This window comes from Streptococcus sp. DTU_2020_1000888_1_SI_GRL_NUU_041A (assembly GCF_032387735.1).
Classification (GTDB): Bacteria; Bacillota; Bacilli; order Lactobacillales; family Streptococcaceae; genus Streptococcus; species Streptococcus sanguinis.
This window is the reverse complement of record NZ_CP135591.1, coordinates 452,404-464,570: the sequence shown is the minus strand read 5'-3', so window position 1 is coordinate 464,570 and position 12,167 is coordinate 452,404. Positions and strand designations below refer to the sequence as shown.

Genomic DNA, 12,167 nt, shown 5'->3' with positions numbered 1-12,167 from the left:
ACAGGGCAATAATCAATTATTACTCTTTCTTTCTAAAGGTTAACAAACCGGCCAGGAAAGCAAGGAAGCCACCTAAAAGTGCCAGCAGGGAAGTGCTTGTTCCGGTTTTTGGCAAGGCTTTTTCTGTTTGGATAGCTGCTTCTTTTACTTCTGAAGCCTGAGTTTTTTGCCCATCCAAGGATAAAGCCTGAGGCTGAGCGTTGGCTGCAGAAGGGGCAGACAGCTGCTCTTTTTGAGCTACTGGAGCTTGAGATTTTTCTTCCTGAGCTGGGGTCACTTTTCGAAGTCGCAAAATAGTCGCTGTCAGCGGAGCTAGGGCTAAACCATTGCTGTTTCTGGTGACACCTGCTGGATCAGAAATGGCAGTCACTCCTGCGGTATTGCCATCTGCCACAACCTCTGCACCTGCTAGATGCTTGTAGGCTTCACCAAAGTTAAATTGTCGTTCCTTGGTGTCCGCATTGACAAAGACAGCATAAATATCGCCATTCGACGCAACCACTTGGTAGCCGAGAACAAGGTCTTCTTTCTCAACACCATCCTTGCCAGGCTGGGTGATGAGGGTCACATTTTGCTCCACTTCATCTTTGGAGCTGCGGGTAAAGGCATCCGTTGATTTCCGCAAGGCAATCAAGCCTTTCATATAGGCACGACTCTTGGCATTTTCAGGGAATTTCTCCGAATCAGTCGCCTTGGTCCAGTCAAAGTGGTTGACCGCGTCGCTCGAATCATAAGAATCATGAATGAAGTACGGATAGTCAAACGGCGTGCCGTCTTCATTGGTCAACAAATGCGCTTTATTTGGAACCTTGTCTTCAGAGACAGGATATTTGTAGGCAGGATCGCGGAATTGCTTGGTCCGGCCGTACTCTTGACCAGAGTGGATAAATGGTGTCCCTTGCGAAGTCAGAATCATCAGATTTCCCAGACGCAGGCGGCGATGAATCTCTTGATAATTGGCAGCCACTGCCGGATCTTTCTTGATTGACTGAGCAATGATATCAAAGAGCGTCAGATTATCATGGGCTGCGATGTATTGGATCACATCTCCTGGGCTATCCGCCTCAAAATTGGTTGGCTGCGCCTTGATGTTTTTAAAGACATTTTCCACACTGCGTTTGCCACCGGTGATAAAGGCTGGTGTTCCCTCATTTGGATAACCTGATTTCAAGGTATTGCGAATATCATCTGAGAAGACTGCTACCGTGTCTGTTGACTTCATCCAAGATTGGTCAGCCGGCTGGACAGCTTTATTTTCATCACCTGCATAAGTCTTCCAGCCCTCACCCAGCATAATGAGATTTGGATTCAGCTTCTTGGCTTCTTCAAAAGCTTTTTGGATGGACTCAGCATCATGGTCCCCCATCATATCAAAGCGGAAACCATCTACCTTGTACTGCTCTGTCAGGTACTTGATCGAATCCACCAAGACCCGTCTGCTCATATAGTGAGTAGTACCCAAGCGGCCGCCACCAAAGCTGGATCTCGGTGTACCATCCGCATCCATAAAGTGGTAGTAATTGGGCTCCAAATCCTCAAAGATAGAGGTTTTAGCCGTATGATTATAGACCACATCCATGATAACGCCCATGCCGCGCTTATGAATTTCATTGACAAGATTTTTGAATTCCTCAATGCGCTTGGCTGGATCTGTCGGCGCACTGGAGTACATACCTGTCAGCGAGAAGTAGTTTTGCGGGTCATAGCCCCAGTTATAGTTGCTGTTGCTGGAAGCGTACTTGTCCATACGCTCAGCATTTTTCAGCTCATTTACAAAGTAATAACTTAGAACCGGCAAGAGCTGAACGTGGGTCACTCCCAATTCTTTCAAATAATCCAATTTCTCAATGAAAGCTGAGAAGGTTCCAAATTGAGATTTCAAATCCTTTGAAATAGCCGGATCAGAGGTGAAATCACGAACGTGAGCCTCATAAATCAAGGCATCTTCCCGCTTCTTAAAGTTCGGAATAGTAGCATAGGTCAGGTCTTTCGGTCCATATTCACTTGGATCTACAAAGGCTGCCTTGGCAATCTTGTAGGCACCTCCCTTGTCTGTATCTTCACTGTTCCAAGCGGCTAAAGACTTGGCATAAGGATCCAGCACAAGAAACTTTTTACCGCCACGAGTAATTTCATAATGATAGAAATATCCACGATAGTCAGAAATCCCTAGGCCGCTCTCAGGCGTCAAGCTGCTAGTCCATGTGCCAGACGCACCTTTCTGCATAGCCAGGCGTCCAATGACCTTGTTCTGATCCTCTTTGTCGTAGACTACCAAATCAACTTGGTCCGCACTTGGTGACCAGAAAGTTAGGTCCACTTGTTTGCCCGCTTGAGAAACACGAGCTCCCAAATCACCATCATACTTGTAGATACTATCCTTCAGCTGCCAGTTCATGCTGGTTTTGAATTGGTCATTGCCATATTTGATAAGATAAGGTGACTGAGCTTGGTTAAAATCACCGATGAATTTGGCGCTTTTGGTCTCAGGAGCCAGAACCACATCTTTAACAGCGACTTCATGGCCATCTTTGTCTGTAATCTTTAAGTTCTTTAAAATGTCCTCTTTTTTAGCACTTTCTAAGGTAGAAAAGCTGGCCTCAATCTCAGTCAAGCCAATATGCTGGGCTCCCGTCATACGAATATCATTGGCAAAGTAAGGGTTGGTATAAACTGTCGGATCCGCATCACGCAAGAAAATTTGGCTGTTTTTCTCCAAATTCGTGAAATTATAATCCTGATTTTGAATCTTCACATCATCTCCTGATTTGCTTTCGTCTAAAAGTAAGAAGCCAATCGTCTTAGCAGCATCCTTCAAGGGAACATCTACATAGCGGCCATATTTCCCAGTCTTCTCAAAGTTCACTCCGTCAGGCCAATTCTTACTTGGATTTTGGACATCTCCCCAGAGCCAGAGCGACTTCTTATCATACTGGCCGTCTGTACGATAGTAGTTGATTCGAACCATACCTTTTTTCAAAGGCTCGTAAGTATGAGGTTGATAGTCTGTGTCAAACCAAATCTCATTCATCTGAGGACTGAGTAGCTCGACCGTCTTGTCACCTGTAATATTTTGCCCTGCTGTATTATTGATTAGAAGGCTGATTTTGCTTCTTTTCTCAGCCATTTTAACATCAAGATAATAGCCGTAGTCATCTTCTTTAGCAGTCGCAAAGCTAGTTGCTCCGGTTGGCCAAGCTCCCTTTTGACTAGAAGGTGTCTCAACATCATCCCAAGTCCACAAGCCCAAGCTGTCTAGATTTTGTGAAGGCAGGGTTTTGAAATGAAATCGAATATTGCCTTCTGCGATAGCATCTTTCGCCGAAGCCTGCGGCTGACTAACTGGTTCTTGCTTGTCTTTTTCACTTGGATTTGCAGCATCTTGACTAGTTGCTTCTGAACCTGCACCAGCTGGAGCTTGATCTGCTTGCACACCAGTTGGAGCAGCCTGCTCTGAAGCACCCACTCCTGAACTATCTGCCTCTCCAGTTTTTTCCTCATCTGCTGACTTAGGGAGGGCTGCCGCATCTGCATCAGAGACTACTTCTATTGCAGGGCTGGTGGCTGTGCTCGCCTCATCCGCTTGGACTAGCTGAGCATTTCCCAGGAGGAAACCTGAGGCAATGACAACAGAGGCTACTCCTACTTTTAAACGACGGATGCCAAAATAATGACGCTTTTCGCCCATCTGAGACTGTAGGCGATAGTTATTTTTCATAAACAGAAAACTCCTTTATTTTTTCTTATAGAGAACATCTATGCAAACGTTTTCTGTATTTATTATACCGATTCTTTTTCAAGTTGTAAAGGCTTTCAAGAAGAGTTTTTCTCACTCAGATACTTCACGCTCTCTGTGCGGAATTTGATGATTAGGATGAGCTATTTCTGGTTTAAACGAGCTTTGACAGTCATGCCCCACCTTAAAAACGGATGACTTGTACACAACATTTCCCTTATCACTAGGTCTGAATGCAGACTTATTTTGCTAAAATTAAAAAAATCCGAGTTCAACTCAGAGAAAATCAAAAACAGATTTTCAAAGAGTATCATCTCGGATTTTTTGTTATCTTTCTGGCTCGCAATGAGACTGTATAGTAAAAACAAACATAGAGGACGATTACGAAAGCTAGCAGAGCTTCTGCATGACTTAGCCAAACAAGCCATGTCCAACCTAGATAATCAAGTCCCAGTTTCAGAGCAAAAGCTGTATTGACAAGAGGAAAGGTCAAGGCTGACCAGCTAAGCTGAGGTCCCAGTCGGAAAATGCGAGGTAAAAGGCATAGGACCAAGAGATAAAAGGCCTGCGATAAGAGGAGCAGCAAGGCAACAAACCAGCCTTCTGCAGCAGAACTAGCCAGACGGATATAACTTCCCAGCAGGAGCGAGAAAGGTGCACAATAAATGGCCCACTGCGGCTTTAAAGTATCAGGCAGCCTTTGTGACCGCCTAGCTCTGTAAAATAAGGGATAGAGAATCAAACTCAGTAGCAGAGCAAAAAACCAAGCTACATAGCCTAAAAGCGGCTGATGAACTACACCCTGGGTCAAGCTTGCCATGGCCAATCCAACATATAGGACCGTCCAGCTCGGGGTCAAAGATAATCCCTCGGCCTTAAGGACATACTTCCAAGTAAAGATAGCTATTAGAAAAATATGCAGCAGCAAGGCTATATACCAAAGAAACTGGCTCACCAAAAATAAGCCAAGCTTGCTTAGGTAAGCAGCTAAGAGCATACTAGCCATAGGATAAGTCGCAAAGCTCGATAAGAAAGGGGCCTTTTGCAAATCTTGCCGATAGTCCGAAAATGACAGCACTAAAGCCAGTGTCAGATAAAGCCAAAGTATCAAAGCTAGACCATTCAAGAAGTGGAAAAAGATAGAATGGTAGTTCAGTAACAGATTACCTAGGCCAAATAGGCCAAGAATCAACCCAGATAAAAGAATGGGCGGTCGTTTGCTGTTCACGAAGCAACTCCTTTATAGTAATGTTTTGAAGTTCCTTTTCAATGACAGTCAAACATTTATTTGCCATCATTTCTATGAAACTTCTAAAATATGCCGCAGCTGGACTGCACTCGGTGAGACAATGGGAAGAAATGCTCCTTCGTTCCAACGACGGATAAAGCCAGAAGTCGAATTACTCAAATATCCTCTGCCTCCACTAGCCTGCAGCTCCAAGAGCAGACTTTGAGCTACCACATCAACTATATCAATTCGCAGCTGGAAGAGCTCCTTAGGACGTTCAACAAAATAACCAGGCTGGAGAAGACCTCTATAGAGCTGTTCCTGGATCGCAGTCAGAGCAGCCACTTGCTCCTCCCACTCCTCTCTCAAAATAGAGCGGACTGACAGATTAGCTTCAACCTCCTCCAAAGACTTCTCTGCTAGGCCAAGAGCCAGACCAAACTGATAACCTAGAAAAGCTGGGCGATTTTCTGCCAAAAAGGCCTGTGCATCTTGAGCGAGATTCCATTCCTTTTGCAAAGGCACATGATTAAAGGTCAGGGCAGCTGTATTTCCCCCTTGCAAGGATACAAACTCTAAATCCGCTGAACGGGAAAAATTCTTTGCGTCAGATGGCACAGCCAGAACCAGCGGCTGGTGGCTCCCATCTTCGAAACCAGCAACAAATATGCTGAGGAAGCGATCCGCACGAGCATTGGTTACCCAAGGCAGACGCCCCTTGAGATAAAGCTGCCCATCTTCTTCCACAATAGAGACATTTAACTCTTCTAAGTCCGACAGGAATTTGACAGCATTGGACAGGGCTGTCGCACCTGCATATTCCCCTGACAGGAGCCCTTCCAAATAGTGGTCTCTAAAGTAGGGATTAGGAGATTTTAAAATGTTATCAATAAAAGTCCTTTGCCCCCAAGAGATAAAGGAAGCGGTCAAGGAATGGTGAGCCAGCTCCTTGAGCACTTCAATCACATCGGTATCATTGCCACCTCGGCCTCCCAGCTCTTCTGGAACGCCAACCCGAAAGGCTCCTTCTGCGGCGATACGCTCAATCAGTTGATTACCCGCTGCACAGGATTCTTTGTCAATCTGATCAGCGTGGTCATCCAACCAGTTGATAAACTCTTCTGAAAAAAATGTCATTTGCCACCTCCTCAAAGACTAGGCATAAGGCTGCAATTCCGGATTAATTGGCGTGTTGGCCAGATTATTGGCATAATTGCAGAGGGTTGCAAGGCTAACACCTAGAACCACATCCAGGGCATTCTCATGCGTATAGCCCGCTTCTAGGAAATCTGCCAAGGCTTCATCTCCGACCCGTCCCTTGGTATTGATGACAGCAATGGTAAATTTAGCAAGTGTATCTAACTTCGGATCTGTATCAATCGGAGTACGATTGCGCAGAGCCTCCAAAAGATCATCATTCATTTGAATCTGCTTGATTGAAAAAGCTGTATGACCCGCTACACAGAAAGCACAGCCATTAGTAACTGCAGCCGTTATCTGCACTACTTCACGCTCAGTCGGTGTCAGGCTGTTACGACGGTTGATGGCTCCAACCGTCCGATAAGTTTCTAAGGCCGTTGGCGCATTGGCTAAAAGACCTATAAGATTGGGAATGTAGCCACCGTTATCTTTTTGAACAGTTTCCAGGACTTCTTTTACCTCAGTTGGTGCGGACTCAATCGTGTGGATAGTAAATTCTGACATATAAAACCTCATTTCTTTTAATTAGAAACTATCTTAACATAGGACCAATGGCTTGTATAATATATATTTTATATAAGTCCTATAAAGAGAATATAATGCAATTTTTCAAACTAAAATATATTTCCCTCGTAAGGTAGCTCCACATCAATTCCAAACAAGAATCCGAAACGAGAAAAAGAAGCCTTTTGGCTTCGATTTTTTAATATTTCCTGAATCGCTGGTAGCGATTTTCCAGTAATTGCTCCAAAGGAAGCTGAGACAGACTATCCAACTCCGTTGCGATTTCTTCTTTCACTGCAGCCAGTAATTCATGATTGTTAAAGCCTCTTTCAGGAATAACCTTATCCACCACTTCCATCTGCAAGAGCTCATGTGAAGTAATTTTCATCAGCTCTGCCGCTTCCATAGCGCGGCTGCCGTCTTTCCAGAGGATAGAAGCAAAGCCTTCCGGACTGAGAACTGCATACATAGAGTTTTCCAGCATCCAGACCTTGTCTGCTACAGCTAAAGCCAAGGCACCACCTGAGCCACCTTCACCAATGATGATGGCAATAATCGGTACTTTGAGATTGCTCATTTCCATCAAATTACGGGCAATAGCTTCCCCTTGGCCTCGCTCCTCAGCACCGACACCAGGGTAGGCACCAGCCGTATTGATAAAGGTTACCACAGGGCGGCCAAATTTTTCCGCCTGCTTCATGAGGCGTAGGGCCTTGCGGTAGCCTTCTGGATGCGGCTGTCCAAAATTACGGCGCAGATTGTCTTGCAAATTGCGACCCTTTTGAATACCGACCACCGTTACAGGCTGACCGTTTAGCGTACCGATACCGCCAATCACTGCACCGTCATCTCGAAAAGAGCGATCTCCATGCAGCTCGACGAAGTTATCAAAAATTCCTTGTGCAAAATCCAGCGCAGTCAAACGAGCCTGATCACGCGCTTCTTTAATAATCCGAGTGATTTTTGTCATGCTTGACCTCCATGGAATGCTAATAAGGTAGCAAGTGTATCTCTCATGTCACCACGCTTGACGATGGCATCTACAAAACCATGCTCCATAAGAAATTCAGCCTTTTGAAAATCATCTGGCAGCTTCTCACGAACCGTGGACTCAATAACTCGACGCCCAGCAAATCCAACCAGAGCCTGTGTTTCAGCCAGAATAATATCACCTTCCATTGCGAAAGAGGCTGTGACACCACCAGTTGTCGGATCTGTCAAGACGGTCAGATAGAAGAGACCTGCTGCAGAGTGCCGCTGAACAGCCGCAGAGACCTTAGCCATCTGCATCAAACTCATAATGCCCTCCTGCATGCGGGCACCGCCAGAAGCCGTAAACAGAACGACTGGCAATTTATGCTCTGTCGCATACTCAAAGAGACGGGTAATCTTTTCACCCACAACTGTCCCCATAGAAGCCATGATAAAGTTCGAATCCATGATTCCAAGAGCCGTTTTATGCCCCTTGATGCTAGCTGTTCCAGTCAGAACCGCCTCATCCAACCCTGTCTTCTCGCGGGTAAGAGCCAATTTCTCCTGGTAGTTAGGGAAGTTCAGAGGATCCTTGGTTTCAATTCCAGTGAACATTTCCTCAAAACTGTTCTCATCCACAGTTAGATTTAAGCGCTCATGAGCAGAAATACGGAAATTATAGCCACAGTTAGGACACACACTGTCATTCCCAAGATCTTTTTGGTAAATGGTATGCTTACAACCTGGGCATTTCGAAAAGAGTTCGTCTGGTACCTCAGGCTTTGCTTGAGGCTTTTCCCGACTCGCTCGATTAGGATTGATACGGATATATTTATCCTTCTTTGAAAACAAAGCCATCGTTTACGTCTTCTCCTTTTCAAGATTTTATACTCAGGCACATCAAACAGCAAGAGCCCCCGGCTTTCGAGTTTACAGAGCAGCTCTTACATGTCGTATCTATTGTTTCTCTTGATAAGCCGGAAGGAACTTCTCCATGAGAAAGGCTGTGTCATAATCACCAGCAATTACATTAGGATCTGAGATTAAGTCCAGTTGGAAGCCGCTGTTGGTCACAACACCATCAATTTCTAGTTCATAGAGTGCACGTTGCATTTTCATCAGAGCATCAAAGCGATTTTCACCATGAACAATTATCTTAGCAATCATGCTATCGTAGTAAGGGGGGATGGTGTAGCCAGGATAGACGGCCGAATCCACGCGCAGCCCCACTCCACCACTTGGCAGATAAACATTTGAAATCTTACCTGGACTCGGTGCAAAGTTAAAGGCTGGATTTTCAGCATTAATCCGACACTCAATTGCATGCCCTCGGATTTCAACATCATCCTGACTGAAGGACAGCTCTTGACCGTTTGCTATCTTAATTTGCTCTTTTACAATATCCACACCGGTAACAAACTCAGTCACTGGATGCTCAACCTGCACCCGAGTGTTCATCTCCATAAAGTAGAATTCACCCTTGGCTTCATCAAGCAGAAACTCAATCGTTCCAGCATTTTCATAGCCGACAGACTCAGCAGCCCGAACGGCTGCTTCACCAATCTGCTGACGTAGGGTTTTCCCAATCGCCACAGACGGACTTTCTTCCAGCACTTTCTGATTATTACGCTGCAAAGAGCAATCCCGCTCGCCCAAGTGGACCACATGTCCCTGCTGATCTGCCAAAATCTGCACTTCAATATGGCGCGCTGGATAGATGACTCGTTCCATATACATGGCACCATTACCAAAGGCCGCTTTTGCTTCGCTAGATGCAGACTCAAAGGCCGCTACTAAATCCTCAGCCTTTTCAACCTTACGAATGCCCTTGCCGCCGCCGCCAGCAGAAGCTTTAAGCATGACTGGATAACCAATCTTTTCTGCGACTTCCAAAGCTTCTTCAGAGGTATGAACTTCTCCATCAGAACCTGGGATAACTGGTACTTTCGCCTTAATCATCTGAGCCCGAGCATTAATCTTGTCCCCCATCATGTCCATAACAGCACCTGAAGGTCCAATAAACTTAATGCCAACCTCTTCGCACATAGTCGCAAATTTGGAGTTTTCGCTCAAAAAACCAAAACCAGGATGAATGGCTTCTGCACCTGTCAGAACAGCAGCAGACAGGACAGCGTTCATATTTAGATAAGAATCAGTTGACTTGGCTGGGCCGATGCAGACAGCCTCATCAGCCAGTAGGGTATGAAGTGCTTCCTTGTCAGCCGTTGAATAAACAGCTACCGTATCAATTCCCAACTCGCGAGCTGCACGAATAATTCTGACCGCAATTTCCCCACGGTTAGCAATTAAAATTTTACGAAACATGGTGAAAGCTCCTTTTATCTACTGGCCAATCGCAAAGGTCAAGGTACCGCTGGCTGCAAGTTTTCCGTCAACTTCTGCTTTCGCCTCTACAACCGCAATCGTTCCGCGACGCTTGACAAACTTAGCTGTCATAATCAGCTGGTCACCTGGTACAACTTGTTTCTTGAACTTAACCTTGTCCATGCCAGCATAGAAGACCAGTTTGCCCTTATTTTCTTCTTTGGACAATTCCAGCACGCCGGCTGTTTGAGCTAGAGCTTCCATGATCAAGACACCTGGCATAACAGGATATTGAGGAAAATGTCCGTTAAAGAAAGGCTCATTGACTGTTACATTTTTCAGAGCAACAATCTCATCTTCACTAACTTCCAAAACGCGGTCTACCAAAAGCATTGGATAGCGATGCGGAAGTGCTTCTTTTATTGCATTAATATCAATCATTTGATCCGTACCAGCCCTTTCCCAAATTCAACCATTTCTTCATTCTGAACCAGAATTTCTGTAACCAGACCATCTTTAGGTGCTGGAACTTCATTCATGACCTTCATTGCTTCAATAATCATCAGGGTTTGACCTTTTTTAACTTGGTCTCCAACTGATACAAACGGCGGCTTGTCTGGACCAGCTGCTAAGTAAGCCACACCAACCAAAGGGCTTTCCACAACATCACCTTCAGCAGCAGGTGCCGGAGCTTCTGAAGCTGTTTCTGGCTCTACAGACGGAGCTGCTTGAGGAATTGGCTCAATCACAGGCGCACTCGCAGCCTGCAAAGGTGCAGCAATTGGAGCAGCACTTGCTGTTGGAACCGCAGCCTGACCTTCATTCTTACTAAAAGTCAGCTCATCGCTCTGATTTTTGTAAGAAAACTCACGCAGACTAGACTGGTCAAACTGTGCCATTAAATCTTTAATTTCATTGATATTCATAGGTTTTTAAGCCTCCCAGCGTTTAAAGGCAAGAACGGCATTGTGGCCGCCAAAGCCAAATGTATTGGAAATCGCATAAGGGATTTCCTGTTCCTTACCTTGACCGTAAATAACGTTGGCTTCAATATAGTCTGGCAGCTCTGTTGTACCAGCTGTTTTTGGCACATAGCTATGACGCATTGCTTCAATCGTTGCAATAGCCTCAACCGCGCCCGCTGCACCGAGCAGGTGTCCTGTAAAGGATTTAGTTGAAGATACCGCTACATCTTTACCAAAGACAGAAACAATGGCTCCGCTTTCGCCTTTTTCGTTAGCAGGGGTTGATGTACCGTGAGCATTGACATAAGCCACATCTTTTGGCTCAATTTCAGCTTCTTCAACCGCTTGTTTGATAGCCTTGATGGCGCCCAAACCTTCTGGATGCGGAGAAGTCATATGGTAAGCGTCACAAGTATGACCGTATCCTACTACCTCAGCCAAGATAGTAGCTCCGCGTTTCTCAGCATGTTCCAAACTTTCAAGAACCAGCATACCAGAACCTTCACCCATGACAAAACCATTGCGATCCTTGTCAAAAGGAATAGAAGCACGCTTAGGATCTTCTGTGGTAGAAAGAGCTGTCAGAGCTTGGAAACCAGCAATCGCAAATGGTGTAATAGAAGCTTCTGAACCACCAACCAGCATCACATCTTGATAGCCGAACTTAATTGAGCGGAAAGCTTCACCAATCGCATCGTTTGCTGATGCACAGGCTGTATTGACCGACTTACAGATACCATTAGCTCCAAAGCGCATAGCCACATTTCCTGCCCCCATATTTGGCAGGGCTTTTGGCAAGGTCAAAGGTTTGATACGTTTAGGACCTTTTTCATGCAAGCGAACAACCTGCTCTTCAATTTCCTGAATCCCACCAATACCTGAAGCCACAATGACACCAAAGCGATCCTTATCCAACGCATCTACATCTAAGTGAGCATTGTTGACCGCTTCTTGAGAAGCATAAATCGCATAAAGTGTGTAATTATCATAACGATTGGTATCCTTTTTGACAAAGTATTTATCAAAAGGGAAATCCTGAATTTCCGCCGCATTGTGAACACTGTATTCACTATGATCAAATTTAGTAATTGGACCGATTCCAATATTCCCTTCTTTTAAATTATTCCAAAATTCTTCTGGAGTATTTCCGATAGGTGAAGTTAAACCGTATCCTGTTACAACAACTCGATTAAGTTTCATATTGAGCTCCTTTATTTAGATGAATCAACTGATTTTC

General features: G+C 45.2%; 10 protein-coding genes. All 10 read right to left on the bottom strand.

The features are described 5' to 3' along the window. Positions 1-19: 19 nt before the first annotated feature. The 10 genes from RSK81_RS02390 to fabF all read right to left on the bottom strand — a co-directional run bounded on the left by RSK81_RS02390 (position 20) and on the right by fabF (position 12,130). Entirely contained in the window at positions 20-3,718 is a 3,699-nt protein-coding gene (locus RSK81_RS02390) for a pullulanase (RefSeq protein WP_049553406.1), read from the bottom strand. Between the two features lie 328 nt (positions 3,719-4,046). Next, complete coding sequence (locus RSK81_RS02385) at positions 4,047-4,964, bottom strand: TDT family transporter (protein ID WP_049553405.1); 918 nt, start codon at positions 4,962-4,964, stop codon at positions 4,047-4,049. A 72-nt stretch (positions 4,965-5,036) separates the two neighbouring features. Further along, positions 5,037-6,101, bottom strand: a complete 1,065-nt coding sequence (locus tag RSK81_RS02380; protein ID WP_315687337.1) for an acyl-CoA dehydrogenase family protein — start codon at positions 6,099-6,101, stop codon at positions 5,037-5,039. A gap of 18 nt (positions 6,102-6,119) precedes the next feature. Then, on the bottom strand, positions 6,120-6,668 hold the full coding sequence (locus tag RSK81_RS02375; RefSeq protein ID WP_002911788.1) for a carboxymuconolactone decarboxylase family protein: 549 nt from the start codon (positions 6,666-6,668) through the stop codon (positions 6,120-6,122). Positions 6,669-6,867: 199 nt separating this feature from the next. Next, positions 6,868-7,638: an acetyl-CoA carboxylase carboxyl transferase subunit alpha gene (locus RSK81_RS02370; RefSeq protein WP_002911786.1), complete on the bottom strand. Its 771-nt coding sequence runs from the start codon at positions 7,636-7,638 to the stop codon at positions 6,868-6,870. Continuing rightward, a complete protein-coding gene (gene accD, locus RSK81_RS02365) occupies positions 7,635-8,498 on the bottom strand; it encodes an acetyl-CoA carboxylase, carboxyltransferase subunit beta (protein ID WP_002901174.1) in 864 nt (287 codons plus the stop codon). The genes RSK81_RS02370 and accD overlap by 4 nt, the downstream gene beginning before the upstream one ends. Before the next feature lie 99 nt (positions 8,499-8,597). Continuing rightward, the gene (locus tag RSK81_RS02360; protein ID WP_125348606.1) at positions 8,598-9,965 is read right to left on the bottom strand and encodes an acetyl-CoA carboxylase biotin carboxylase subunit; all 1,368 of its coding nucleotides are present in this window, start codon (positions 9,963-9,965) and stop codon (positions 8,598-8,600) included. An 18-nt stretch (positions 9,966-9,983) separates the two neighbouring features. Next, positions 9,984-10,406: a 3-hydroxyacyl-ACP dehydratase FabZ gene (gene fabZ, locus RSK81_RS02355; RefSeq protein WP_002896886.1), complete on the bottom strand. Its 423-nt coding sequence runs from the start codon at positions 10,404-10,406 to the stop codon at positions 9,984-9,986. Then, entirely contained in the window at positions 10,403-10,891 is a 489-nt protein-coding gene (gene accB / locus RSK81_RS02350) for an acetyl-CoA carboxylase biotin carboxyl carrier protein (protein WP_247908710.1), read from the bottom strand. Before accB ends, fabZ begins: the two co-directional genes overlap by 4 nt. A gap of 6 nt (positions 10,892-10,897) precedes the next feature. Next, the gene (gene fabF, locus RSK81_RS02345; RefSeq protein WP_002893606.1) at positions 10,898-12,130 is read right to left on the bottom strand and encodes a beta-ketoacyl-ACP synthase II; all 1,233 of its coding nucleotides are present in this window, start codon (positions 12,128-12,130) and stop codon (positions 10,898-10,900) included. Between the last annotated feature and the right edge of the window lie 37 nt (positions 12,131-12,167).

Excerpts from the sequence above, each read along its gene's own strand:
- RSK81_RS02390 (WP_049553406.1), bottom strand. The coding sequence starts at position 3,718 with ATGAAAAATAACTATCGCCTACAGTCTCAGATGGGCGAAAAGCGTCAT.
- RSK81_RS02380 (WP_315687337.1), bottom strand. The coding sequence starts at position 6,101 with ATGACATTTTTTTCAGAAGAGTTTATCAACTGGTTGGATGACCACGCT.
- RSK81_RS02375 (WP_002911788.1), bottom strand. The coding sequence starts at position 6,668 with ATGTCAGAATTTACTATCCACACGATTGAGTCCGCACCAACTGAGGTA.
- RSK81_RS02370 (WP_002911786.1), bottom strand. The coding sequence starts at position 7,638 with ATGACAAAAATCACTCGGATTATTAAAGAAGCGCGTGATCAGGCTCGT.
- accD (WP_002901174.1), bottom strand. The coding sequence starts at position 8,498 with ATGGCTTTGTTTTCAAAGAAGGATAAATATATCCGTATCAATCCTAAT.
- RSK81_RS02360 (WP_125348606.1), bottom strand. The coding sequence starts at position 9,965 with ATGTTTCGTAAAATTTTAATTGCTAACCGTGGGGAAATTGCGGTCAGA.
- fabZ (WP_002896886.1), bottom strand. The coding sequence starts at position 10,406 with ATGATTGATATTAATGCAATAAAAGAAGCACTTCCGCATCGCTATCCA.
- accB (WP_247908710.1), bottom strand. The coding sequence starts at position 10,891 with ATGAATATCAATGAAATTAAAGATTTAATGGCACAGTTTGACCAGTCT.
- fabF (WP_002893606.1), bottom strand. The coding sequence starts at position 12,130 with ATGAAACTTAATCGAGTTGTTGTAACAGGATACGGTTTAACTTCACCT.